Annotated in this window: 23 protein-coding genes and 1 pseudogene; 13 read left to right on the top strand and 11 right to left on the bottom strand. The window is 68.0% G+C overall.

Annotated features, from left to right (window positions below):
* Positions 1 to 809 (top strand): AMP-binding protein (locus ACFU5M_RS29545; protein ID WP_379054167.1); only part of this gene is annotated, 809 nt, incomplete at its 5' end.
* A 90-nt stretch (positions 810 to 899) separates the two neighbouring features.
* Here ACFU5M_RS29545 and ACFU5M_RS29540 read toward each other — a convergent pair.
* The 4 genes from ACFU5M_RS29540 to ACFU5M_RS29525 all read right to left on the bottom strand — a co-directional run bounded on the left by ACFU5M_RS29540 (position 900) and on the right by ACFU5M_RS29525 (position 4885).
* The gene (locus ACFU5M_RS29540) at positions 900 to 1826 is read right to left on the bottom strand and encodes an undecaprenyl-diphosphate phosphatase (RefSeq protein ID WP_379054166.1); all 927 of its coding nucleotides are present in this window, start codon (positions 1824 to 1826) and stop codon (positions 900 to 902) included.
* Positions 1827 to 2055: 229 nt separating this feature from the next.
* Positions 2056 to 3081: a 4-hydroxy-2-oxovalerate aldolase gene (dmpG, locus tag ACFU5M_RS29535; RefSeq protein ID WP_379054165.1), complete on the bottom strand. Its 1026-nt coding sequence runs from the start codon at positions 3079 to 3081 to the stop codon at positions 2056 to 2058.
* Entirely contained in the window at positions 3078 to 4061 is a 984-nt protein-coding gene (locus ACFU5M_RS29530; protein WP_379054164.1) for an acetaldehyde dehydrogenase (acetylating), read from the bottom strand. The genes dmpG and ACFU5M_RS29530 overlap by 4 nt, the downstream gene beginning before the upstream one ends.
* A 5-nt stretch (positions 4062 to 4066) precedes the next feature.
* A complete protein-coding gene (locus tag ACFU5M_RS29525; RefSeq protein WP_379054163.1) occupies positions 4067 to 4885 on the bottom strand; it encodes a 2-keto-4-pentenoate hydratase in 819 nt (272 codons plus the stop codon).
* 198 nt (positions 4886 to 5083) lie between these two features.
* Between ACFU5M_RS29525 and ACFU5M_RS29520 the strand changes: the two genes are divergently transcribed.
* Together ACFU5M_RS29520 and ACFU5M_RS29515 are read left to right on the top strand one after the other, a co-directional pair.
* A complete protein-coding gene (locus tag ACFU5M_RS29520) occupies positions 5084 to 5815 on the top strand; it encodes an IclR family transcriptional regulator (protein ID WP_379054171.1) in 732 nt (243 codons plus the stop codon).
* Between the two features lie 682 nt (positions 5816 to 6497).
* Positions 6498 to 6764, top strand: a complete 267-nt coding sequence (locus ACFU5M_RS29515; RefSeq protein ID WP_379054162.1) for a hypothetical protein — start codon at positions 6498 to 6500, stop codon at positions 6762 to 6764.
* 236 nt (positions 6765 to 7000) lie between these two features.
* On the opposite strand, the gene ACFU5M_RS29510 is transcribed toward ACFU5M_RS29515, so the two are convergent.
* From ACFU5M_RS29510 to ACFU5M_RS29490, 5 genes are all read right to left on the bottom strand, one after another.
* Entirely contained in the window at positions 7001 to 7144 is a 144-nt protein-coding gene (locus tag ACFU5M_RS29510; protein ID WP_379054161.1) for a hypothetical protein, read from the bottom strand.
* 275 nt (positions 7145 to 7419) lie between these two features.
* On the bottom strand, positions 7420 to 8445 hold the full coding sequence (locus tag ACFU5M_RS29505) for a cytochrome d ubiquinol oxidase subunit II (protein WP_379054160.1): 1026 nt from the start codon (positions 8443 to 8445) through the stop codon (positions 7420 to 7422).
* A gap of 3 nt (positions 8446 to 8448) precedes the next feature.
* Complete coding sequence (locus tag ACFU5M_RS29500) at positions 8449 to 9870, bottom strand: cytochrome ubiquinol oxidase subunit I (RefSeq protein ID WP_379054159.1); 1422 nt, start codon at positions 9868 to 9870, stop codon at positions 8449 to 8451.
* A 237-nt stretch (positions 9871 to 10107) separates the two neighbouring features.
* Positions 10108 to 11196 carry an NAD(P)-dependent alcohol dehydrogenase gene (locus tag ACFU5M_RS29495; protein WP_379054170.1) on the bottom strand — a complete coding sequence of 363 codons (1089 nt, stop codon included), beginning with the start codon at positions 11194 to 11196 and terminating at the stop codon, positions 10108 to 10110.
* A 6-nt stretch (positions 11197 to 11202) separates the two neighbouring features.
* Positions 11203 to 11679 (bottom strand): DUF4334 domain-containing protein, encoded by a 477-nt coding sequence (locus ACFU5M_RS29490; RefSeq protein ID WP_379054158.1) that lies wholly within the window; start codon positions 11677 to 11679, stop codon positions 11203 to 11205.
* A gap of 86 nt (positions 11680 to 11765) precedes the next feature.
* Between ACFU5M_RS29490 and ACFU5M_RS29485 the strand changes: the two genes are divergently transcribed.
* The 3 genes from ACFU5M_RS29485 (at position 11766) to ACFU5M_RS29475 (ending at position 15143) form a co-directional block, all read left to right on the top strand.
* Positions 11766 to 12347, top strand: coding sequence for a TetR family transcriptional regulator (locus ACFU5M_RS29485; RefSeq protein ID WP_379054157.1), 582 nt, complete (start codon positions 11766 to 11768; stop codon positions 12345 to 12347).
* 102 nt (positions 12348 to 12449) lie between these two features.
* The gene (locus ACFU5M_RS29480) at positions 12450 to 14393 is read left to right on the top strand and encodes a glycoside hydrolase family 15 protein (protein WP_379054156.1); all 1944 of its coding nucleotides are present in this window, start codon (positions 12450 to 12452) and stop codon (positions 14391 to 14393) included.
* A gap of 114 nt (positions 14394 to 14507) precedes the next feature.
* Positions 14508 to 15143: an MspA family porin gene (locus ACFU5M_RS29475; protein WP_379054155.1), complete on the top strand. Its 636-nt coding sequence runs from the start codon at positions 14508 to 14510 to the stop codon at positions 15141 to 15143.
* Positions 15144 to 15685: 542 nt separating this feature from the next.
* On the opposite strand, the gene ACFU5M_RS29470 is transcribed toward ACFU5M_RS29475, so the two are convergent.
* Positions 15686 to 16156 (bottom strand): DUF6463 family protein, encoded by a 471-nt coding sequence (locus ACFU5M_RS29470; RefSeq protein WP_379054154.1) that lies wholly within the window; start codon positions 16154 to 16156, stop codon positions 15686 to 15688.
* 93 nt (positions 16157 to 16249) lie between these two features.
* Here ACFU5M_RS29470 and ACFU5M_RS29465 point away from each other — a divergent pair, with 93 nt between their 5' ends.
* The 5 genes and pseudogenes from ACFU5M_RS29465 (at position 16250) to ACFU5M_RS29445 (ending at position 20653) form a co-directional block, all read left to right on the top strand.
* Positions 16250 to 16834: a TetR/AcrR family transcriptional regulator gene (locus ACFU5M_RS29465; protein ID WP_379054169.1), complete on the top strand. Its 585-nt coding sequence runs from the start codon at positions 16250 to 16252 to the stop codon at positions 16832 to 16834.
* Positions 16835 to 17060: 226 nt separating this feature from the next.
* Positions 17061 to 17570: pseudogene (locus ACFU5M_RS29460) on the top strand (phytoene desaturase); the annotation flags it as partial.
* A 2-nt stretch (positions 17571 to 17572) separates the two neighbouring features.
* Positions 17573 to 18502 (top strand): phytoene/squalene synthase family protein, encoded by a 930-nt coding sequence (locus tag ACFU5M_RS29455; protein ID WP_379054168.1) that lies wholly within the window; start codon positions 17573 to 17575, stop codon positions 18500 to 18502.
* A 123-nt stretch (positions 18503 to 18625) separates the two neighbouring features.
* Positions 18626 to 19207: a TerD family protein gene (locus ACFU5M_RS29450; protein WP_379054153.1), complete on the top strand. Its 582-nt coding sequence runs from the start codon at positions 18626 to 18628 to the stop codon at positions 19205 to 19207.
* Positions 19208 to 19303: 96 nt separating this feature from the next.
* Entirely contained in the window at positions 19304 to 20653 is a 1350-nt protein-coding gene (locus ACFU5M_RS29445; protein WP_379054152.1) for a family 1 glycosylhydrolase, read from the top strand.
* Positions 20654 to 20683: 30 nt separating this feature from the next.
* Here the strand turns inward: ACFU5M_RS29445 and ACFU5M_RS29440 are convergent, their stop codons facing one another.
* Positions 20684 to 21511, bottom strand: coding sequence for an SDR family oxidoreductase (locus tag ACFU5M_RS29440; protein ID WP_379054151.1), 828 nt, complete (start codon positions 21509 to 21511; stop codon positions 20684 to 20686).
* A 202-nt stretch (positions 21512 to 21713) separates the two neighbouring features.
* Here ACFU5M_RS29440 and ACFU5M_RS29435 point away from each other — a divergent pair, with 202 nt between their 5' ends.
* Positions 21714 to 22775, top strand: a complete 1062-nt coding sequence (locus ACFU5M_RS29435) for an NAD-dependent epimerase/dehydratase family protein (RefSeq protein ID WP_379054150.1) — start codon at positions 21714 to 21716, stop codon at positions 22773 to 22775.
* Positions 22776 to 22963: 188 nt separating this feature from the next.
* A complete protein-coding gene (locus ACFU5M_RS29430) occupies positions 22964 to 23854 on the top strand; it encodes a manganese catalase family protein (RefSeq protein ID WP_379054149.1) in 891 nt (296 codons plus the stop codon).
* The last annotated feature ends 79 nt before the right edge of the window (positions 23855 to 23933 follow it).

Raw genomic sequence — 23933 nt, 5'->3', positions numbered from 1 at the left:
TCGGCCACCGCCTCCACCGCATCCTCACCACCATCGCCACCAACCCCCACACCCCCATCGGCGACATCGACATCCTCGACACCGCCGAACGAGAATTGGGCACGACCAGAACAGATGTCACCCCGCCGCAGGCGTCGGTGCCGACCGCGGGCACCACACTGACCCAAGCACTCGTGGCCGCGGTCGAGGACGACCCCGACGCCCCCGCCATCATCTTCGGTGACATCGACCTGACCTACCACGACCTCGAGACCCGGTCGTCGCGGTTGGCGCGGGTGCTCATCGCGCGCGGCTGCGGCCCCGGCGCGGGCGTGGCGGTACGGCTGGATCGCGGCATCGAGGCCGTCATCGCCACCTGGGCCGTGCTCAAGACAGGCGCCGCCGTGGTGCCGGTCGACACGCTCGACACGAGCCTGCCCGGCGAACCGGAGATCAAGGTCGGCCTCACCGTCGGTGACAGCAAGTCCAGCGAGGCGGTCGACTGGCTCGCCCTCGACGACCCGACCGTCGCCGCCGAGATCGCCGCCGAATCACCCCGGCCGGTCACCTACGCCCACCGCACCCGCGCCCTGCGCGGCAGCGACCCGGCTTTCACCGGGGACCGGACACTCAGCTACGACGACCTCGCCACCGCTGCGGCGCAATTGCGCGTCAGCGCCGAACTAACCTACGAATCCGAAATCTTGCACCACTGCGCACCGGGGTCGTCGGCCGCTGTGATCGAACTGGTCGCAGGCGCAACCGTGGGCGCATCGGTCGTCCTCGACACCGAGGGAGACGCGCCGGCCGACGAATACATAGCCGGTTGATCGATCCCGGCTCCCCGGAGCCGGATCGGAGAGGTCGACCGGTACTGCCGTTCGTCCTCGATCACGCGTGCGCCCAGCGGAGGGAGACCCTCAGCTGAAGTGGACGATCGAGACGGTCCCCGCGGCGAGGCAGTACACGGCGAACGGCAGCAGCGTGCGGGTCTGGAAGTACCGCTCCAGGAACCGCACTGCCAACCACGACGACACCCCCGACACGATGGCGCCGACCAGCACCGGTCCTCGGATGCCGTCGGTCTCCGGGCCGGCCAGTTCCGGTATCTCGAGGATCCCCGCGCCCAGAATCGCCGGAGTGGCCAGCAGGAAGGCGAATTTGGCCGCGTGCTCGTGTGCGAGACCGCGCCACAAACCGCCGACCATGGTCAAGCCCGCCCGGCTGAAACCGGTCAGCAGCGCGCCGACTTGGGCGAAGCCGATACCGAGGGCGTCTCCCGTCCCGAGGGCGGCCAGCGGCCGGTCGGATCGTCGGCGCGGTTCCGCCTCGGCGGTGACAGTGCCGCTCAGGGCGAACCGCCGGCCGTACTCGGCCAGTGACGGCTCGTTCCGTCGGCGCAGTCCTTCACCGATGATCAGCACGACACCGTTGAGCGATAGGAAGACCGCGGCGTAGATCGGCGCCCCGAACAACGCGTGCAAGGTATGTTCCAGCAGAAAGCCGAGCACGCCGACGGGAATGGTGGCGATGACGATCAGCCACGCCAGCCGCTGCGGAATGGTGTCGAGACGCCCGGTTCGCAGCGTGGTGCAGAAACCGGCGACGATGGCACACCAGTCCCGCCAGTAGTAGCCGAGCAGCGCCACCGCCGTCGCCACGTGCAACGCCACCACGAACGCCAGATACGGTGTACTCGCGCCGGACTCGCCCTCACCGGTCAGCTTCTCCCAATCGCCTCCCAGCCATGCCGCGACCAGCACGGAGTGCCCCAGGCTGGAAATCGGGAACAGTTCGGTGACCCCCTGCACCGCACCGATGACAGTCGCTTGAAAGTAGGTGAGCATCGGAGCGAGTCTCGCACGCGCACTGTGTAAGCGCTGGAGGGACTCCTCCACCGAGCGCGCGCGCTTCAACGCTCGCCCGAGCGACTTCGCCTCGTGCACATGCGCCCTGCGCCGTCAGGCCGAATCCGCCGGGCGGCTCGCCAGCACACCCGCGGTTCCCGAAGCGCTTGCGATGAGCCGATTCCGTGCCTTCGGGTGCGTCGCAAGCAATGTGTAGGACTGCCTGCGATCAGCCGCTCGCTCTGCCGGAGGCGGCGAGCAAGTCGAGGGCGATGTCGACGATGAGATCCTCTTGACCGCCGACGAGTCCGCGGCGTCCCACCTCGAGCAAAATCGTGCGCACATCGATGCCGTAGCGCCGCGACGCGGTTTCGGCGTGTCGCAGGAAGGACGAGTAGACCCCGGCGTACCCGAGTGTGAGGGTTTCGCGGTCCACGCGCACCGGGCGATCCTGTAGCGGCCGCACCAGATCGTCGGCGGCGTCTTGCAGAGCGAACAGATCGCAGTTGTGCTTCCAGCCGTACAGATCGGCGACGGCGGCGAAAGGTTCGATCGGGCAGTTGCCCGCCCCCGCGCCGTGCCCGGCGAGCGAGGCGTCGACCCGGGTGACGCCTTCTTCCACCGCGACAACGGAATTGGCCACCGACAGCGAAAGGTTCTCGTGCGCGTGGATACCGATCTCGGTGCCCGGATCGAGCGCCTGTCGGTAGGCGCGGACCCGATCACGGACACCGTTCATGGTCAACCGGCCGCCGGAATCGGTGACGTAGACACAGTGCGCCCCATACGATTCCATCAGCTTCGCTTGTTCGGCGAGGCGAGCCGGTTCGGCCATGTGCGACATCATCAGGAATCCGGAGACGTCCATGCCGAGTTCGCGTGCGGTGGCGATGTGCTGGGCGGACACATCGGCTTCGGTGCAGTGGGTGGCAACCCGCACCGACCGGACGCCCAACCGGTAGGCGTGCTTCAGTTCTTCGATGGTGCCGATACCGGGCAACAACAGCGTGGTCAGCCGGGCGTGCGTAAGGTTGGCGGCCGCGGCCTCGATCCATTCCCAGTCGGTGTTGCTCCCGGGGCCGTAATTCAAGCTACCTCCGGCGAGGCCGTCGCCGTGGGCGACTTCGATGCCGTCGACCCCCGCCGCGTCGAGCGCGGCGACGATCCGCCCCACGTCCTCAGGAGTGATCCGGTGGCGCACCGCGTGCATGCCGTCGCGGAGTGTGACGTCTTGGATGAACAGCTGGGTGGTCATCGGAGCGCTTCCTGTCCTGCCGGTGCGGCGGCGATCGTGTCGGCGATGGATTCGGCGTAGCGCATCGCCGCCGAGGTCATGATGTCGAGGTTGCCCGCATAGGCCGGGAGGTAGTGGGCGGCCCCTTCGACTTCGAGGAATATCGTCACCTGATGGGTGGGCGCGGCCGCCGGGTCCGGGCCGAGCAGCGTGTGCACCGGTTGATCCGGCGGGACGGCGGTGATCTGGACTTGTTGCTTGAGGCGGTAGCCGGGCACATAGGTGGCCACATCCGCGACCATCTGCTCCACCGATTCGCGAATCGCCTGGTGGGTGCCGGAGTCGGGCGCGGTGACCAGGCACAGCACCGTATCGCGCATGATCAGCGGCGGGTCCGCCGGATTGAGGACGATGATGGCTTTACCACGCTGGGCGCCGCCGACCGCTTCGATCGCGTGGGCGGTGGTCTCGGTGAACTCGTCGATATTGGCGCGGGTACCCGGCCCCGCCGATTTCGACGCGATGGACGCGACGATCTCGGCGTAAGCGACCGGTGTCACGCGGGCGACGGCGGCGACGATCGGGATGGTGGCTTGCCCGCCGCAGGTGACCATGTTGACGTTGCGGGCGTGGCGATGTTCGTCGAGGTTCACCGCCGGTACGACGAACGGGCCCAGGGCGGCCGGCGTCAGATCGATCAGGCGTTTGCCGAGCGGTTCGAGCACCGCGGCGTGCGCGGCGTGGGCCTTGGCGGAGGTCGCGTCGAAGACCACGTCGATCTCGTCGAAGCCGGGCAGCTTCAGTAAGCCGTGGACGCCCTCGGCCGTGGTCGGGACGCCGAGCCTGCGGGCGCGGGCGAGGCCGTCGGATTCGGGGTCGATGCCGACCATCGCGCCCATCTCCAGCACCTCGGAGTGCCGGATCACCTTGATCATGAGATCGGTGCCGATATTGCCCGAGCCGATCACCGCGACTTTGCGCTTGGCGGGGTTGTGCTTCATGGGTTTCACTCCTGGATGAAGGTGGCGGTCACCGAGCCGAGCCCGGTGATGTCGACGGTGACGGTGGCGGGGCCCTGGATCGGGGCCATCGGTCCGAGCGCTCCGGAGAGAACGATCTGACCGGCGCGCAGTGGCCGACCGAAGTCCCGAGTGATCCGCGCCAGCCAGGCCAGGGCGTGCAGCGGATCGCCGAGGCAGGCGGCGCCGGTTCCCGTCGACACTTCGGCGCCGTCGATCGCCATGCGCATCTGCGCCGACACCGGGTCGAAGGTATCGAGGGTGTGGTGCTCGGCGCCGAGGACGAACAGGCCGCTTGAGGCGTTGTCGGCGACGGTGTCGCCGAAGGTGATGTCCCAGCCCGCGATGCGGCTGTCGACGATCTCGAGCGCGGCCACGGCGTAACCGACCGCGCCGCGCACTTGCTCGTCGTCGAGCGGCCCGTCCACCAAGTCGTGTGCGAGTACGAACGCGATTTCGGCTTCGACCTTCGGTTGCAGCAACCGGCTCAGCGGCACAGGTGTGTCCTGCGGGTAGTACATATCGTCGAACAACACTCCGAAATCCGGTTGATCGACGCCGAGTTGGCGCTGCACCGCCGGCGAGGTCAAGCCGATCTTGCGTCCGACGATCTCGGCGCCCGCGGCGAGGCGCTCGGCGGTCAACAGTTCCTGCACCGCGTACGCCGCGGCCACATCGCCGGAACCGATCAGATCGCGCACCGGCGCGCACGGGTTGCCGGAGCGGGCAGCCGCGCCGAGCAGGCCGGCGGCGGCAATCGTGGCGGTGTCCGCCGGAGGTCGGTCAAGGCCTGGAGGTGTTGGCATCGAAATCCCGGAATTCGTGAGGAAGCGTGGAACAGTGACCTCACTGTCGCTGCAGGCGGGAGGGACCCGCCAGCAATGCGTTCCACTGAGCCGAACGCCGTCCGGGTAGAGTGGAACGGCCCGAAGGGTTGGAGGTCGACGGTGTCAGCTGCGGTTGCCGGTCGTGCGGTGGACGGTTCGACCGTTCTGGGCAAGACCATGGCGGTGCTCGAGGCGTTCTCGATCGACGACACCGCGTTGAGCCTGGCTGAGCTCGCACGGCGGACCCGCATACCGAAGGGCACCCTGCACCGAGTGCTGGCGGACATGGTGGCGGTGCGGTTGCTGGACCGGACGGAGGCCGGATACCGGCTCGGCGGGTACCTGTTCGAGCTGGGGATGCGGGCGTCGGTCGAGCGGAGCTTGCTCGAGGTGGCCATCCCGTTCTTGGAGGAGCTCAACGCGCGCATCCACGAGACCGCTCACCTGGGAATCCTCGACGGCACCGAGGTCGTGTACCTGACGAAGATCGGCGGACGCCGGCAGGCAAGCGCCCCGTCCCGGATCGGCGGGCGCATGCCGGTGCATTGCACGGCCATCGGCAAGGTTCTGCTGGCCAACGCCGACGCGGCGCTGCGTGACCAGGTACTGGCAAAACCGCTTCGACGCCACACCGCGCGAACGATGATCCTGCCCGGCACGCTGCGCACCCAGCTCGATCGGATCGCGGCCGACGGCGTGGCCTTCGAGTTCGAGGAATCGACTCCCGGCCTCGTGTGCGTCGCCGCCCCGGTCCGCGAGGCCGACCGGGTAGTGGCCGCGATCAGTGTGGCAGGTCCCTCCCACCGGTTCCATCCGGAGAACCACGCGGCAGCGGTCCGCGCGGCCGCCGAGGGAATCGGACTCACCCTCACCCGGCGGGCCCGGCTGCTGGGCGCGCCCACCGTCTGAACGTCTTCCCGCAGCGACAACGGATAGCGCGCTGAGGTCGGGACAGAGAAACCCCGCCCGACCACGCCGACTACCTGCTGAACCCGTGCACTGCACCGCCGAGCCCCGCGCGGCGATGGCTGCACCAACCGACCCGCCTGCGCCTGATCATCGGCACATATCGTGCCGGTCATCACATCGCGGGCGCCGCAGTGGCCGACTGGTTCGACACCTGCTGCGGATCCGTTCCGTTACGCCCGCCCACCGCCTCGCGCGAGCACCGGAACGAGCCGTCCTTACGCTATCGCCCCGAGTTTGCCGAGGGGTTCCCAGGACCTATATCCATCTGTTACATTACCGATGCGGAGCCTATATAAACACGTGCTGCTCTTCGTTCGAACGACAATGATGTCGCCGGACATCCGCCCCGACAACGCCGTCGGTAGGTCGACAAAGTGGTCGGCCGCGCAATGGATTCACACTGCCGCACACCGTTTCAGGCCCGCCCCAAAGGAATCACCTGCGAGCAGTTCCATGCTCGCAGCTCGCGATGCCGCGCGACCGTCCGACCTCGGCCGGCACTGGTCATCGGACGAACCACACCGATGTCCCGGCCGAGTCGGGCTGCGCGTCGCGGGGAAGGCTGCAACAATCCTGGGCGACCGCCCACCGATCGGACAGTGACCCAGAGGAACCCATCGACATGCCGATCAACTTCTTGAGCGGGCTCGATTTGATCGCCGCGCTCGACGCGCGCAATGTCGAAGCCCATCTCACCGATGCCGTCGAGGGCTGCACAGCGTGCGCCACCACCTCACGGCCGGGGGCCGGGTGCCCCGCGGGCATCGCCGCCCGAATCCATACCGACGCCGCCGCGGGCACGGCGCTGCCTTCGCTCACCGCGATCGAAATCGTCGACAAACTCCTGGCGCTGCGCCGGTCACCGGAGCCCGAAAGTTCCGGCGCCTAGCACGCCCTCCCTGATCGGTCCGTCTCGAATCGCCACGGATCGGGTTTTCGTGGCGAACTGCGGAACTGCGCGTTTTCCAGCCGCTGAGAAGCGGCGACGACACGCTCACCGCCATTGCCATGGTCCGGCGTGCCCACTTCATCATGTGCGGCACAGCGCTTACCGGCCCCTACTCGGGCTACGCCCATGCCGCAACTGGACAGCCCAGCTGCGAATGGAAGACGGCTCAGGCGCGGTCAACTCGTTGTCGTGGTCTGGGTGCGGGGGAATCGGTGGCTCATCACATCCGCCCACCACGCGCTCGAAGCGCTGGACTCGGGCCAGATGATCCGGTCTCGGTCGTCGTCGTCGGTGATGGGCACGTTCACGTCCTCGATCACGATGTAATCCTTCGCGCCGTTCATCCTCTGGAGGAGGCATCTCGTTCTCGTGCGGCGCGAGCTATTTCGTGACATACGTCGAACCGGCCGGTCATCGAGCAGCGGAGATGCCCCGATCGCGTACCGGCGCGACCGCGCTGTCGAGCCGATACGTGCAGCGAATACCACCCGCGTCCGAAAACAAACCGTTCTTTCGGTACCGCTTCACCGATCCGTCGCGAGGTATTCGCGGTGCCGGACTTCGGGGCCTCGGACGTGGCCGCTCGATCGGTGTCCTACGCCTGGTCCGGGGACCCGGGCTGATCCCGGACCCACGCGTCGGTCTGAGTGAGCCAGAACAGGTAGGCCAGCGCGGGCAGCACCGTCACGGCGGCGACAGCGACGACGGCGAGCAGTGCGAGCAGAGTAGGCCGGGCGCCCGCGGCGTCGACGATGAGCATCTGGTCGACGAGGATCCACGGCGTCTGCGCGACCGCCCATCCGATGACGATCGCGGCGACCGCGGCCGCCGCCGGAACCCGCGCCCACCCGAAGCGGCGACGGTACAGCAGGACCAGGGTGGCCACGCCCGCGGCGGCCGACAGCGCGATCAGCGGCAGGGCGCGGCCGAGCAACCCCGCACCGAGGGTCGGTGCGTCGTGGCGGATCGGGGCGATCGCCGCGATCGCGATCGCTCCGGTCACGCCGCCGACGATCAGCGTGCGAGACCGCAGATAGCCGGCGAGTGCGTCATCACCCGACCGGGCGGCGTCGGCGGTCAGAAAGACCCCGGCCAGGAAGGCGGACGTTCCGACGGCCAGGGTGCCGCCCAGGATCGAGGTCGGATTCAGCCACGAGCGCCACACGTCGCCGTTCCCCTCGGCGGGCACCCGGCCGGAGGCGATCGCGCCGACGGCGGTGCCGAAGAAGAACGGCGTGATCAGCGAGGCGCCGGCGAACAAGGCGCCGAACAGGCGTGCCTGACCGAGGGTCGCGGAGTACTTGCGGAAGGCGAAATTCGCACCGCGCAGCACGATTCCGAGCAGCGCCAGGCTCATCGGGATGAACAAGGTGGTCATCACGGCGGCGAACACCGTCGGGTAGGCGGTCCACAGGAACACCAGGATGTAGATCAGCCAGACATGATTGGCTTCCCACACCGGTCCGATGCTGTGGTCGATGAGCACTCGCAGGCGGCTGCCGCGCCGGGGGCCGCCCGCGGTCAGGTCCCAGAATCCGGAGCCGAAGTCCGCGCCACCGAACAGCGCGTAGAGCACCACCCCGATGAACATCGCCGTGGCGACCACGTCCGAGAGATCCATCGGTCAGGGCTTTCCGACGCTGCGAGCGCGCTGCGCCTGGTCGACCGGCGACGCTCCCGGTCCATAGGGGGCGGTGATGGTCGCGGTGCCGGTGCGCCAGCGGCGGGCCATGGAGCGCAGGACGACGATCGCGCCCACCGTCATCCCGACATACACCAACAACACGCTGATATAGCTCCACCAAAGACCGGTGCTCATGCCGGCGGCGTCGGTGGTACGCAGCACCTGCCACACCGTCCACGGCTGACGGCCCACCTCGGTGGCGATCCAGCCGCATTCGAGCGCGAGAATCGCCAACGGGCCCGCGGCCACCGCCGCCCAGAGGAACCAGCGCTGGGCCAGCAGGTCGCGGCGCCGCCAGCGCAGCAACCAGAATACGGTCACCATGAGCGCGAGCAGGGTGCCGATGGCGACCATGGTCTGGAAGCCGAGGTGGGTGATGTTGACCGGTGGCCGATCCTCGACGGGAACTGTGTCCAGACCGGGGACAGGCGCGGTCAGGGAGTTGCGGGCGATGATCGAACCCAGGCGGGGGATCTCGAGCGCTCCCTTGACCTCACCGTCGACGAGCACGCCTCCCAGTCGCAGTGGCGCAGGCCCTTCGGTGGTGGTGGCCAGTTCGAACGCCGCCAGTTTCGCCGGTTGCGTGTCGTGCACTCGCATACCCAGCACGTGTCCGATGAGCGGTTGCGCGAGCGCGGCGACGGTCGCGAATGTGAACGGGACCGTGAACCCAAGCCGGTGGTGCGGGTCGCGGCGTCCCCGCAGCAGACCCGCCGCGTAGACACCGGACACGAGGAATCCGACGACCATGAAGGCCCCGACCCACATGTGCGCGAACTGCAGGTAGACGCCGTCGTTGAACATCGCGCGCCATGGATCGACATCGGTCACCTCGCCGTCGACGAGCCGGAAGCCGGTCGGGTTGTTCATCCACGCGTTGACGCTGACCACGCAGAACGTGCCGACCACCCCCGCGACGCCCATGGGAACGAGCATCGCGAGGTGCCTGCGCGGCGGCATGCGACCCCATCCGTAGAGGTAGATGCCCAGAAAGATCGCTTCGATGAAGAACGAGAGCCCTTCGAAGGCGAACGGCAAGCCGAGCACGTCGCCGTAGCGGCCCATCAGACCGGGCCACAACAAGCCCATTTCGAAGCTGAGGACCGTGCCGGAGACCGCGCCGATGGCGAACAGGATCGCCGACACCGTCGCCCACCGCTTGGCCAGGCCCGAGGCGACGGGGTCGTCGCGAACGATGCCGCGGCGATGCACGACGTAGATCATGGCGGGGAACGCCACCCCGAAACAGGCCAGCACGATATGCCAGCCCAGCGAGAAGGCCATCTGCTGGCGCGCGGGCAGCAGACCGGGCGGCCCCGCCGCGGACGCCTGGTACAGCGCGGCGAGCGTGCTCGACACCATGCCGGCCCCTTCCTGCGGTCTCGGGAGCCGCATGCCCGTGCCCGCATCGGCCCTTTCGCGGGTTATCCCCCTTTTGTCTCGCACCAACCAGCAGGTCTTCAGCGCCGAAGGGACCGCCCGCCGCAGCGCAGCTGATGCACGCTGACAGCATCTGCGTCCCCGCATCGGCCGCAGCGTCCGGATCCGTGCCCGGCCCCGGCGCCGATCGGGATGTCCGCCGCGACCGTCGAGGTCAAGTCACCAAGTCAGGACCGGTTTGACGACCTTGCCGTCCCGCTGCTGCGCGAGCGCGGCATTGATGTCGGTATGCGGGTACGTCGTCACGAGACGGTCGATGGGGAAGCGTCCGGCGGCGTGCAGGTCCAGCAGTTGCGGGATGAACGTGGCGGGCACCGCGTCGCCTTCGAGGCAACCGCGGATCGTCTTGCCGCCCAGCACGATATCCCGCAGGTCGATCTCGGGGATCCCGGTGCCGAGGCCGACCGCGACCACGCTGCCGCCGAGCGCGGCCCCGGCAGCCGCGGTGGCGAGCACGCGCGACGATCCCGTGGTGTCGAGGGCGTGGGTCGCCCCGCCGTCGGTCAGCTTCCGGATCTCGGGCACGATGTCGTCGGCTGCCGGATCCAGGGCCGCGGTGGCGCCGAGTTCCAGCGCCAGCGCCCGCCGGAAGGGCGACGGCTCCACCACGACCAGTTCGGCGACCTCGCACGCCACGGCCGCCAGCACGCCCGCCATGCCGACCGCGCCTGCGCCGTAGACCGCGACGCGAGCGTCCCGGTCCGGTCGCAGTACATTGAGCACCGCTCCGGCTCCGGTCAGGAACCCGCAGCCCAGTGGAGCCAGGATCGCCGCATCGACCTGCGTGTCGACGACCACCGTGTTGTCCGCGGTGGTCAACGCGTACGCGGCGAAGCTGGACTGACCGAAGAACCCGTCCTGCACCGGTTTTCCCGCGATGGTGACCCGGAAGGACCGGTCCGCCCGGGCACCGAACTGGTTGAGTCTCGCCGCCCGCACGCAATACGCAGGCCGCCCGGCTCGGCAGTTCCGGCATGTTCCGCAGTGCCGGAACGTCAACACGACGCGGTCGCCGGGAAGCACACCGGTCACCGACGCGCCGACGGCCTCCACTATTCCGGCACCTTCGTGCCCGAGCAGCACGGGACGATCGGCCGCGCCCGCCGCCCGGGAGACCAGGTCGGTGTGGCAGATGCCGGTGGCCTGGACCCGGACCAGGATCTCGTCGGCACGAGGATCGTCGATGTCGACGGCTTCGACGGTGAACGGCTCGGCCGGGTCGCGCGAGAGCAGCGCGGTGGTGGTCACCATCGCTCAAACTCGCTCGAGCAGGAAGTAGAAGTACTCGCCGTGGGCCAGCACCACCTCGGGCCTGCCGTTCATGATGCCCATCAGCGTGTTCTCGTCGAGCCATTTGAAGTGGTCGAAGACCGGGCGGCTGTCGTAGACCATGGTGGCGGTCACCTCGCCGCGGAACTCGATATTCCACAGCGTCGCTTCCCCACCGCCGCCGAGTTCGACATCGGAGAACAGCGACCCGTCCTCGGCGCGACAGATCAACGGCTGAGCGTTCAGCAGGCTGTGGAAGGTCTTGCCGTACCAGCGACTCGCCGACAGCGCTTTGCGCAGCGGATGCGCGGTCGGGAACGCCGCCCCTTTCCACTCGCCCAAGATGTCCTCGGCGCGCGCGACGGGCAGATCGGCCCACAGCGCATCCAGCTCGGCCGCCGTCACCCCGCCCTCCCGCGCAGCGAGTTCTCGCCAGCCAGTCCCTGTAGAGCCCATAACCATCCTCGTTCCCCGCTGCGGTTTCCAGAACCTTTTGGTTCGGCAACTGTATAGCCGAACCAAAAGGTTCGGCAAGATAGGATTCGGCCATGCGCGCAGCAGGTCAGGCCACTCGTGAGCGAATCCTCGCCGCGGCCAAAGCGGAGTTCGCCCGGTACGGCATCGCCGGCGCCCGCATCAATCGCATCGCCGGCGCGGCCAAGGCGAGCAAAGACCGGCTCTACGCGTACTTCGCCGGGAAAGAGGAGTTGTACGCCGCGGTCACCGAGGAATGGGTCACCCAGACCACCGACGAAACCGCGCTCGACGCCGCCGACCTGCCCGGTTATGTGGGCCGGCTCTTCGACCATTACGTCACCCACCCCGACAACGCTCGCCTGCAGGCCTGGGCCGAGATCGAGCAGACCCACATCCCCGCCGCCGAAGAAGCCATCCGCCGGATCATCGCGGGAAAACTCGCCGAGATCCGCCGTGGGCAAGAACAGCGGCTGATCACCGCGGAATTCCAGCCCATCACCCTGATCGTCATGCTGACCGACCTGGCCCGCACCGCGGCCATGCACGCCACCCGCACCGATCACCACAACCTCGCCGAACGCCGCGCCGCCACCGTCCTGGCCGCTCGCCGGCTGGTCGGCCCGGAGGGAGCTCCGGCCGACGATCGTCGTTAGTTGCTCAGGGCTTGCCGAGCCGACCCACGAGATGGTGGGCTGGTGGCAGCGTCACCTGACTCCGGCCGGACGGCAAGCGCCGAGACGACGATGGAGAAACGCATGGACGAGATCGAACGCACACCGCGGCTCACGGCGTTCCCACGCATCGACGACTACGGGTTCATCTCCGATTGCGAGGTCACCGCCCTGATCGCCCCTAGTGGAGCCATCGAGTGGATGTGCCTGCCCCGCATGGACTCTCCGAGCGTCTTCGCGGCCATCCTCGATCGTTCCGCCGGTTCGTTCCGGTTCGCTCCCGCCGATATCGTCGTGCCCACCGATCGTCGCTACATCCCCGGCACGATGGTCATGGAGACGAGCTGGCGCAGCGGCGACGGGTGGGCGACGGTGCGCGATGTGCTGCTGGTCGGGCCGTGGCGGCACCAGACACCGGGCCGGAGCGCGCATCGGCGGACCCCTACCGATTACGACGCCGAGCACATCCTGCTCCGCACGGTGCATTGCGAGACCGGCCAGATCCAGTTCGGGCTCGATTGCCAACCGGCCTTCGAGTACGGGAGGTATCGCGCTCGGTGGGACTACCTCGGCAGTTATCACCTCGCCCAGGCCGGCGCCGAAGGGACCGATCTGCAACTGACCTTGAGCACCGACATGCGCTTGGGGCTGGAAGGCACCCACGCGGTCGCCCGCACTCTGCTGAAGACGGGCGACACTCGTTTCTGCGCGCTCGCCTGGGGCAGTCGCGACGCTCCCGGCGACGCAGAGGAGGCCGAAGAACGGCTACTGCGGACGATCCACCATTGGCGGCACTGGCTGGCCGGCGGGCGATTCCCCGACCACCCGTGGACCGCGGAACTCACCCGCAGTGCGCTGACGCTCAAGGGATTGACCTTCGCCCCGACCGGCGCCGTCGCTGCCGCGGCCACCACGTCGCTACCCGAAACCCCTGGTGGAGAGCGCAACTGGGACTATCGCTACTCCTGGATCCGCGACTCCGCCTTCGCCCTGTGGGGCTTGTACACACTGGGCTTCAGCTGGGAGGCGAACGACTTCTTCTCCTACATCCTGGACTTGACCGAGGAAGCCCAGGACATGCAGATCGTCTACGGCATCGGCGGCGAGACCGATCTCACCGAACAGACCCTCCCCCATTTGCGTGGCTACGACAACGCCGCCCCGGTGCGCGTCGGCAACGAGGCATACCGGCAACGCCAGCACGACGTGTGGGGCGCGGCGCTGGACGCGGTATACCTCTACGCCCGTCATCAAGATCAAATCGACGCCCGGGCCTGGCCGTTGCTCGGCCGTGCGGTCAAAAGCGCCCTCACCTACTGGCGCGAGCCCGACCACGGCATCTGGGAAGTCCGCGGACAATCCCAGCACTTCACCTCCAGCAAGGTCATGTGCTGGGTCGCCGCCGATCGCGGCGCCCGGCTGGCCCGCATCCATCAGGATTTCGCCCGCGCGCATCGCTGGCAACAGGCCGCCGACGAGATCCACACCGACATCTGCGCCCATGCCGTCGACTCCCGCCGGGTATTCACCCAGTACTACGGCAGCACGGCGCTGGACGCTTCGACCCTGCTCATTCCGCTGGTCCGTTTCCTGCCGCCCGATGACGACCGGGTACGCAACACCGTGCTGGCCATCGCCGACGAACTGACCGAGGACGGCCTGGTTTTGCGCTACCGCGTCGGTGAGACCGACGACGGATGCGCCGGGGAGGAGGGCGCGTTCACGATCTGCTCGTTCTGGCTGGTCTCGGCGCTGTCGGAGATCGGCGAGAAGACACGAGCCAAACAGCTGTGCGAGAAACTTCTCGGCTACGCCAGCCCGTTGGGCCTGTACGCCGAGGAGATCGACCCTCGGACCGGCCGCCACTGGGGCAATTACCCGCAAGCGTTCACCCACCTCGCCTTGATCAACGCCGTCATGCACGTCATCCAGGACGAACAAGCGATCCTGCGACAGGCGCTCGGCGGTGAATCCATCGCTCCTCGACTGGACGACGCACCGCTCACCAGGGGATACATCCACCGCTGACCGGCTCTACCACTGCAGCGAACTCGCTGCTACCCATCGCTGGGTGTTTCTCAGCCGCGGCACGGGACGGGTCAGTACTATCACGTCGAACTGTTACCAGCACTAAGGATTTCATTGAACGGCTCGACGATAGCGATGCTCGGCATCGCTGCGACCGCGGCGCTGGGCATGACCGCCGCCCCCGCGACCGCTGATCAGATGGCAGACAAATCCCGCGTCGTCGAGACCGAGGACGGCTGGGAGTTGCGGATCAGCAAAACCGCGGAAGACGTGCAACGCGTACCCAATCTCGCCGCGACACCCTTCAGCAGGGAAGGATTCGTCACCTTGTCCGCGGCCGCCGACATCGGTGGCGAGGGCCGGGAGGCGGTGAACTCCGGGACCTTGCAGCTGGGATACCAGATCGGCTGCCAGGCCGACGTTTCCAACGGCCTCACCGTGGGCCTATCCGCGGCGATCGGCCCGAACGCCATGGTGACCGTCGCGCCCTCGCCCGGTCTCGCGGTCGGCGGCAGCGCGCTGGCCCTGCCGAACATGTCGACGACCATCAAGCCCGGCACCATCACCAGCATCACGATCGGCACGAAACCGCTCGCGGGAGCGCACGGTTCGATCTCGGTGGATCAGATCCAGATCAAGATCGATGCGTGTGCGGGCGCGGTGAGCCTGCGCTCGTTCGCGATAGTGTCGATATCCACGGCCACCGCCGACAATTCGGTCGCGGTCTACGGTGACCCGATATGGCTCTGATCTCTGTGCGAGGGCGTTGGTCGGTGCCGGTCGGCGTTTCGGTTTCGTTGATCATCGCCGCGGCCACCGCCGCCGCCGAGCCGATCGTTCCGGCCGGTCCGGAGTCGGCCTGCGGCACGACTCACAGCGCCGCGGCGTGCGGCGACGACAAGCCCGTCCCCGGATCCCGGAGCGGGCCCGCGGCGCAAGCACCCTCACTGCCACTGCAAATGCTGGCGCCGCCGCCTGCGCGGTCGGCACCCGGTACGAATACACCCGCCGGTGCGCTGGTTCCGCCTGCGCCGGGGCCGGCCGGAGCCGCACCGATCGTGCCCTCCAGGTAGGCGAAGAGGCTGATCGTCGAGCAGAACGGTCAGCCTCATCGCACTCCGGATCAGCCCTGAAGGCGATCCGGCGTTGCTGTCCGTCCCGGGAACTCTCGGGGCCCACCGGCCCGCCGCCGGAATCTGGATGATTCCCCGTCCGACTGCCCGGGATCATCGCAGCTCACAACCGCACGGCGGGCAGGTCGGCGGGAGATTCGCGACTGCGGGACGCGATGCTCAATGGGCAGTTCGGCTGCGGCTCTCCGCATCCTGCGCCGTCGCGCTCGCCGGTCGGTCATCCTTCCGCGCCGCCACGATGACGAGTATCCCCGCGACGATTCCGACGAAGAACGGGGATGGCACCAGAAGGACGCCACCGAGCGCACACCACGCCGCGAGGCCCCAACCGATTCCGGCGGGCACAGCCACCCCGCGGCCGGCGAGGTGCCAGATCAACAGACCCAACAGGATCAGCGGCACGGCGAAGCAACCTGGACCGGCCCAGAACGTGACCTCGTTGCGCAGCGACTCCGTCGTCTGCACAGCGTCGCCGTCCGCGAGTTCGAGCGGGACGGCCGCCCACAAGCCCCGATCGATCCAGCCGGTGACGTCCTCCCATGCGGTGAGCGCCAGCAAGAACATATGTCCCGTGCCCAGCACGACCATGATCGCGCCGGCCCAGCGGAGCAGTCGTTTTCTGTTGTTCATCGTGGCCTTTCCCTATCCCGGCGCGCTCTCGATGGCGCTGCGCGACACGGTTTGTACGGTGCCGTATAGTTGATCTGTACGGTAACGTATAACATCAGCGCGATCAATGGAGGTGGCCAGATTCCAGCCGTGCCCCGCACCACTCGAGCCCGCTGGATCGAGGCGGGCCTGGAGGCCCTCGCCCGCGGAGGTCCCGATGCCGTCCGCGTCGAGACGCTCGCCACCGACCTCGGCGTCACCAAAGGTGGGTTCTACGGGTACTTCGACGGCCGTCCGGCGTTGCTCACGGCGATGCTCGACGAGTGGGAACGCCGCTGCACCACAGCGGTCATCGCGCAGACCGAGGCCGAAGGCGGCGATGCCGCCGAGCGGATCCGCCGCGCGGGACAACTGACCTTCGCCGAGGACCTGCACCGGATCGATATCGCGGTGCGGGCCTGGGCCCGCCACGACGAGTCCGTCGCGACGCGTCTGCGGCGTATCGACAACGAGCGGATGGAGTTCTTGCGCACGATGTTCGCGGCCTTCGTCACCGATCCCGACGAGATCGAGGCACGAAGCACGCTCACTTTCGCCCTCGCGATCGGCCGCCACTTCATCGTCGCCGACCACCCTGGGTACAGCAAACGCGAAGCGGTCCAGCTCGCCGGGGAATTCCTGCTGCGGCCACCGCGGTAGCGCCACCACGAACGTATTTCCCATAGCAGTTGGCCGGCCTGGATCGCCTGTCCGACGGCCGCGCCGCCTGCAATGTCGTGACCCCCTTCGATGCCTTCACCGGCCGGAACTCCGTGGCGGACCGATCACGTGGTCTGGTGCGCGAGTTCACGCAAGGCCTGGAGCTCCGACGATCACGACTCGATCGGTAGCGCCCAAGGCGATCAGCCGGGCCAGCGCGGTGCGCGGACAGGTGATGCGCGATCCTTCGCTGCTGGTCACCCGTCCCACGGCTACCGATCCGGCTTCGGCTCCGGCAGGACGGGACCTGCTGTCGGTCCTCGCGCCGGTGCCGAACCTCGAACGCCGTCGGATCGATTGGCAGCGAGCGGGAACCGGCTACGCGGAGCAGATCATGAAGATCGCGCAGGATCGGCTCGGCGCGCGACTCGGCGATGTCGAGGTACTGCGCGTCGACACTCCCGCCGATTGGGCGCGCCGCGGCATGCGCGCGGGTAGTCCGTTCGCGCTCGCGCACACGTTCACCCAGACCGGGCCGTTCCGACCGGCGAACATGATCCGCGGTATCGACAACGTCGTCTTGGCCGGTGGCTCGACCGTGCCGGGTGTGGGGATACCGCCGGTGCTGATCTCCGGGCGGCTTGCCGCGGATCGCATCACCGGCCTCCGTCCGGATCGGCACCGGCGCACCGTACCTGTGGCAGCCGCGCTCACCACCACCCGAATCGATCGATGACAATGATCGGAATCGAGATGACCCGCACCGCCCCCGCGATCAGCGACCCGCATCTGCACCGGTCCTACCGGTACCGCAGGCAACTCAACGCCCACCACGGAAAGATCTTCTTCCTGGCGACCCGATTGCTCGCACCCGACCAACGCCCCGCGGTGCATGCTTTGTACGGATTCGCGCGCCGCGCCGACGACATCCTCGACGAGTTCGATCCGCGTCGCGAATCCGCCGACAGGGCTCGGCAACTGGACGCACTCGCCGGGCACTTCCGCGATCGTGACGCAGCCGCCGACGCCGTGCTTCCCGCGATTCTCGACACCGCCGATCGCTATCGCATTCCAGCGGAACTGTTCGATGCGTTCCTCGCCTCGATGCGGATGGATCTGACCGTGACCGACTATCGCGACCGCGCCGCACTCGACACTTATATCTACGGTTCGGCCGAAGTCATCGGATTGCAATTGCTCCCGGTCTTGGGCACCCCCTGCGCCGACGAGGCCGCACCCCATGCCGCCGCGCTCGGCAAGGCATTCCAACTGACCAATTTTCTGCGGGACGTCGCCGAAGACCTGGTGCGCGACCGGGTCTACCTCCCCGCCGACGAATTGGCCGCGTTCGGAGTCGATCGCGATCTCCTGCGCTGGTGCCTGATCCGCCGGCGTACCGAGCCCCGAGTTCGCAGAGCCCTGGCGGCGCAGCACGCGATCAACCGCGACATCTACCGCTTCGCACGCGCCGGAATCGCCGTGCTGCACCCTCGTTCCCGCCCGTGTGTCACCACGGCGACCACGCTGTACTCGGAGATCCTCGACCGCATCGAGGACAGCGATTTCGCGGTGTTCGACCACCGCGCCACCGTGCCGAACCGGCGGCGCGCGCAGGTCGGCGCAACCGGCCTGGTCAAGGCCTGGTGGGCACGCCGAGCGCAGCGGTGATCGTCCCGGCGCGCCACGGTGCCGGGTCCTGCGATATCGCGCCGCGACGAATCGGGACCGCCCTGCGCCGCCGGTCGTTTCGCCATCGCGGGCGCGGCAGGCCGGCATCAGTATCCTGATGTCGTGATTACGCTCAGAAAAGAAGACGGTGCCGCGGACCTCGCGGGTATCACGAAGTTGAGTGTGGGGGTGAGCTGGGATCCGTCCTCCGGCACGAGCGGCGGCGCACTCGGCTGGGCGCGCCGCAAACGCGGAGTGGACCTCGATCTGATCGCGGTGCTCATGCAAGGCACCGAGCCGGTGCGCTTCGCCGGACTCGATTCGCTGGACCCGCTGGGCAACGGCTCGGTCGCGCACACCGGCGACGAGCAGACCGGCGCCGCCTCCGGCGACGACGAGACCATCCACGTGACCTTCGCCGACGTACCCACCGCGATCGACGCCATCATCTTCGTCGCCGCGGCATTCAAGAAGGGCAGCTCCTTCGACAAGGCGAACAACATCTCCTTCAAGGTCTACGACGCCACCGGCGGCAACAGCCAGCAGGTCGCCGACATCTGGCCCTCACTGCTCGGCACCGACAATGCCAATGCGGTGGCCCGCGCCTTCCGCAACGGCGGCCATTGGCAGCTCGAAGTCCTCAACCGTCAAGGCAAGATCAAACAAGGCGACATGCAGGCGCTTCTGCGCTTCGCCATGCAATAGCACCGGCGAACCAGCGGCCAGGACCGTCCACGTCGTCGAATCGCGTTGATACCCGGATTTCGCCAAACGGTGGACGGCCCCAGTTACTCTGGGCCAATGCGATCTCGGTTCCGTCGGTACGTCCTGGCCGCGCTCGCCGGCGCGGCATCCACACTGCTGCTCGCCACGCAATCCCCGGCCGCCCCGCCCGTACAGCCGGTGGCCGGCCTACCGGCACTGGGCGGGGATTTCCTGTGGGGCGTATCGACTTCTGGTTTCCAGTCCGAAGGCCATGCGCCCGACAGCAATTGGACACGGTACGTCGGCGGCACCGCCGGATACGACGGCCTGGGCGATTCTGTCGACTTCTACGGCCGATACGCCTCCGATATCCAGCTCGCGGCGGACCTCGGCGCCCGGGTGTTCCGGCTCGGAATCGAGTGGGCGCGAGTGCAACCCGCGCCGGGAGTGTGGGACGAGGCCGCATTTCGTTTCTACGACTCCGTCATCGCCGGTGTCGAGCAGGCCGGGATGCGACCCATGATCACACTCGATCATTGGGTGTATCCCGGCTGGGCCGCCGACCGAGGGGGCTGGCGCAATCCGCGCATGGTCGACGACTGGCTGACCAACATGCGCGCCGTCGTGGACCGCTACGCCTCACACAACCCGTTGTGGGTGACCGTGAACGAGCCCGTCGCCTACATCATGCACGAGGTCCGCAGGGGCGCCGCGGATGCCGGCGAGATGCTGGACCGGGTTGCCCAGGTGCACAACGCCGGTTACGACTACATTCACCAGAGGCAGCCGGGTGCGCAGGTGACCAGCAATGTGGGCTACGTCGCCGGCTCGGAGGCCCAGGTCAACGGCCCGTTGATCGATCGCATCGCGGATCGGCTCGACTACGTCGGCGTCGACTACTACTTCGCCTACGACCCGGCGCAGTCGCTGTTCGAGTCCATCGCGCGGGCCAGTGGTTCGGCGATGCCCAACCTGCCCGGACCGCAGATCTGGGACCTGCCGTTGCGCACCGAGGGCATCTACTATGCGCTGCAATACTATTCACGCCGGTTGCCGGGTAAACCGCTCTACATTGTCGAGAACGGGATGCCCACCGAGAACGGCCGCCCCCGCGCCGACGGTTACACGCGCAGCGATCACCTCCGTGACACCGTCTATTGGATCCAGCGCGCCGAGGCCGACGGCATGAACATCATGGGATACAACTACTGGAGCCTCACCGACAACTACGAATGGGGCAGCTACACACCACGATTCGGGCTCTACACCGTGGACGTGCGCACCGATCCCGGACTCACCCGCCGCCCCACCGACGCCGTCGGCACCTACACTCAGGTCATCGCCGCGGGCGGAGTCCCCGGCGACTACCGTCCCACCCGCGGCCCGGCCCTCTGCTTGTTCGTCGATCCACCGGCCAGCTGCCTGACCCCGGTGGTGCAGCGGTAGCCGTCCGGCGAGCGATAACCGGATCCGAGGTCACGGTGTGCGCCATTTCTCGTCGGGCAGCAGGCTGCTCGCCTGCGGGCCCATCAGGAGCATTCCGCCGTCCACGACATAGGACGCACCGGTGATATAGCCGGCCTCCGGGCCGGCCAGAAACGCCACCACGGCGGCCACCTCTTTTGCGTGACCGGTTCGCCCCAGCGGTACGCCGGGGCGGGACTGCTCGCGCGGATCGACGTCTTCCTGACCGGTCATCGGTGTCGAGATCTCCCCCGGCGCCACCGAGTTCACGGTGATGTCGTATTCGGCCAGTTCCAGCGCCAGTACTTTCGTCAGCGCTCCGAGACCCGCTTTGGCCGCACAATACGGGGCGGCGCCGACGCGCGGGGCGTGCTCGTGCACGCTGGTGATGTTGATGATCCGGCCACCGCTGCCCGCGGCGATCATGTGTTCGGCGGCGCGCTGGGCGCAGAGGAACGCGCCGTCCAGGTCGACCGACAGCACGTGCCGCCAGGTGTCGAAGTCCATTTCCATCGCCTTCTGAGCCGACCCGGTACCGGCGCAGTTCACCAGCACATCCAGGCCACCTAGTTCGTCGGCGAGTTCGTCGACGACCGACGTGGCGGACGGCAGGTTCGCCAGGTCGAGGCGGCGCACGGCGGCGGTCCTCCCCTGTTCGCGCACCTGCGCCGCGGTGTCCTCCGCACCGCCCTCGTCGCTGTGGAAGGTCAGACCGACATCGGTCCCGCCCGCGGCGAGCGCGACCGCGATCGCCGCACCGATACCGGAGTCTCCCCCGGTCACCACGGCTCGTCGCGGAGCGCCCGCTCGATCTTGCGGAAGTGGAGCTGTAGTAGGCATGCTCCGCGACTACCCGGCCCGGCACCGACCACACCCGCGTGCACGGCCGCCCCTCCGGTCACGGCCTGCCCTGCGCGACCGCGGACCACACGACGTTAGGACGGCCGATTCCGGGTACCCGACCCGCAGCGAGCCGAGAGGAGGGTACGTCGACTGTGAGCACTCCGGTGACCGTCCGCGACGGGTCCGAGCGGCGCGGCGTATGAAGGTGGTCGTCACCGGCGCCACCGGCAACGTGGGAACCGCGTTGCTGCGCGCTTTGCGTGCGGACGATTGCGAAATCGTCGGAATCGCCCGCCGCACGCCCGACCGCGCACACGAACCGTACTCGGCCGTGCGGTGGGTGCCCTGCGATATCGGTCTCGCCGGCTCCGTGGAGACCCTGCGTGCCGCCTGCGCGGGCGCCGACGTCCTCGTTCACCTCGCATGGGGGATCCATCCGCGTCGCGACGATCCGCCGATGCACCGGACCAATTCGACCGGCACCGACCACGTGCTGCGCGCCGTGACGGAGGCGGCGGTTCCGCAGCTCATCGCCGCGTCCTCGTGCGCCGCCTACACCCCGGCCGACCGGTGGCGCCGGGTATCGGAAGACCGGCACCTGTCCGGGGTGCCCGGCAGTGCCTACAGCGCGTCCAAGGCGGAGCTGGAGACGAAGCTGGACCGCTTCGAGGCGAGCCACCCCGGCGTCCGCACAGCGCGTATTCGACCGTGCGGCATAGCGCAGGCCGAGTCCGCCGCGGAATTGGCGGACTGGATTCTGCCGCCGTGGTTGCCGCGGTGGCTGCTCGGCCGGCGCTTGGTGCCCGTGCCACTGTGGCGCGACTTCCGGCTGCAACTGGTGCACAGTTCGGACGTGGCAGCGGCGATCCGGCGAATCGCGCAGCTTCGGGCGGCGGGAGCGTTCAACCTCGCCGCCGAACCGTGCTTGGGTGCGAACGCGCTCGCGGGAGCATTCGGGGGTTTCCGCCTGCCCGCGCCCCGGCAGGCACTCGATGCCGCCGCCTGGACGGGATGGCGCACCGGCCTTCTGCCCTTGCACCCGGCGTGGCTGACCCTTGCCGACCGCACCTGCCTGATCGACTCGTCCGAGGCACGACGGGAACTCGGCTGGGCGCCGCGCTTCGGCGCGCACGAAATCTGCGCGGAACTGGTCTCCGCGATGTGTGCCGGGCAGACCGGTCACAGCCCACCGCTCGCACCTGCGCGGCGGATGCGGCTCGGAGTTCCGTCGCACCAGAGTCAGCGTCCACGCTACCGATAGCAGCGCTTTCGGCGGCGGCCGAAAGCGACGGCGTTTTCTCCCCTTTCCGCGGCTCGTGTCGTTGCGAACGGCCGACTGCCGGAGCCCGTATCGTCGCCAGCGAACAAGTAACGCATTTCTGCTCGTCCTGCGCTGTGTCAGGCAATGCAAGCCATTTCGAACAGCCGACCATACTGGTAAGGAGAGCGATGTTCACACACAACAAGGATCTCCAATTCGAAGTTCGCGTAGACCGTCCCGATCCACGGTTCGCGACTCTGCTGCAAGAGCAGTTCGGCGGCGCCAACGGCGAATTGAAGGCCGCCATGCAATATTTCAATCAGGCGTTCCTGCTGCGTGGCAAGCACCCGAAAACCTACGACCTGTTCATGGACATCGCCACCGAGGAACTCAGTCACCTCGAGATCGTCGGCGCCATGATCACCATGCTGCTCGACGGGCTCAACGACGATCTGAAACAAGCCAACGAACGGTGCGACTGGATGCCGGCCGTGTCCACAACCGACGGACGCGACCAGGTGATTCATCAGGCCGCGGTCAATCCGCTGTACTTCGCGCTGAGCGGCGGTGGCCCCGTGGTGACCAACGCCGCGGGAGTGCCGTGGTCGGGTTCATACGTCGATGCCAACGGGGAGCCCTCGGTCGATCTGCGCAGCAATCTCGCGGCGGAGTCGCGGGCCAAGATCGTCTACGAGTATCTCAAGCAATTCACCGACGATCCCGGCGTGCAGGACACGCTCTCGTTCCTGATGACCCGCGAGATCGCCCACTTCCAGCAGTTCACCGCGGCGTTGAACGAATTGCCGGTCAATTTCCCGCCGGGGGCACTGCCCGGCGACGATCGTTTCCAGAACGTCGCGTTCAACATGTCCAACGGCGCCGCGAGCGCGCGCGGCCCGTGGAACGAAGGACAGGGTCCGTGGCCCGCGGGCACGGAATGGCGCTACATCGACAATCCGGTCACCGAATGGCTCGACTCCGACGAGCGGGTCAATCACGGCGCCGAGACCAACCCGGAAGGCGGACCCGCGGTCCACGGCACCAAACCGTTCACACACGAACTGCACATCCCCGACTGACTTTCGACGTGCCCGGCACCGGGTTCGAAACGGCGACTCGGGCCCCGGCGACGCGGCGCGCGGCATCTCGGGGCCTGTC

The organism is Nocardia sp. NPDC057455, assembly GCF_042802775.1.
Lineage (GTDB): Bacteria > Actinomycetota > Actinomycetes > Mycobacteriales > Mycobacteriaceae > Nocardia.
The sequence above is the reverse complement of the archived record's forward strand: the minus strand, read 5'-3'. Positions and strand labels throughout refer to the sequence as shown.

Coding starts and splice junctions, on each gene's coding strand:
- ACFU5M_RS29540 (WP_379054166.1), bottom strand. CDS start 1,826: ATGCTCACCTACTTTCAAGCGACTGTCATCGGTGCGGTGCAGGGGGTC.
- dmpG (WP_379054165.1), bottom strand. CDS start 3,081: ATGACCACCCAGCTGTTCATCCAAGACGTCACACTCCGCGACGGCATG.
- ACFU5M_RS29530 (WP_379054164.1), bottom strand. CDS start 4,061: ATGAAGCACAACCCCGCCAAGCGCAAAGTCGCGGTGATCGGCTCGGGC.
- ACFU5M_RS29525 (WP_379054163.1), bottom strand. CDS start 4,885: ATGCCAACACCTCCAGGCCTTGACCGACCTCCGGCGGACACCGCCACG.
- ACFU5M_RS29520 (WP_379054171.1), top strand. CDS start 5,084: ATGGCGGTGCTCGAGGCGTTCTCGATCGACGACACCGCGTTGAGCCTG.
- ACFU5M_RS29515 (WP_379054162.1), top strand. CDS start 6,498: ATGCCGATCAACTTCTTGAGCGGGCTCGATTTGATCGCCGCGCTCGAC.
- ACFU5M_RS29505 (WP_379054160.1), bottom strand. CDS start 8,445: ATGGATCTCTCGGACGTGGTCGCCACGGCGATGTTCATCGGGGTGGTG.
- ACFU5M_RS29500 (WP_379054159.1), bottom strand. CDS start 9,870: ATGGTGTCGAGCACGCTCGCCGCGCTGTACCAGGCGTCCGCGGCGGGG.
- ACFU5M_RS29490 (WP_379054158.1), bottom strand. CDS start 11,679: ATGGTTATGGGCTCTACAGGGACTGGCTGGCGAGAACTCGCTGCGCGG.
- ACFU5M_RS29485 (WP_379054157.1), top strand. CDS start 11,766: ATGCGCGCAGCAGGTCAGGCCACTCGTGAGCGAATCCTCGCCGCGGCC.
- ACFU5M_RS29480 (WP_379054156.1), top strand. CDS start 12,450: ATGGACGAGATCGAACGCACACCGCGGCTCACGGCGTTCCCACGCATC.
- ACFU5M_RS29470 (WP_379054154.1), bottom strand. CDS start 16,156: ATGAACAACAGAAAACGACTGCTCCGCTGGGCCGGCGCGATCATGGTC.
- ACFU5M_RS29455 (WP_379054168.1), top strand. CDS start 17,573: ATGATCGGAATCGAGATGACCCGCACCGCCCCCGCGATCAGCGACCCG.
- ACFU5M_RS29445 (WP_379054152.1), top strand. CDS start 19,304: ATGCGATCTCGGTTCCGTCGGTACGTCCTGGCCGCGCTCGCCGGCGCG.
- ACFU5M_RS29440 (WP_379054151.1), bottom strand. CDS start 21,511: ATGCCTACTACAGCTCCACTTCCGCAAGATCGAGCGGGCGCTCCGCGA.
- ACFU5M_RS29435 (WP_379054150.1), top strand. CDS start 21,714: ATGAAGGTGGTCGTCACCGGCGCCACCGGCAACGTGGGAACCGCGTTG.
- ACFU5M_RS29430 (WP_379054149.1), top strand. CDS start 22,964: ATGTTCACACACAACAAGGATCTCCAATTCGAAGTTCGCGTAGACCGT.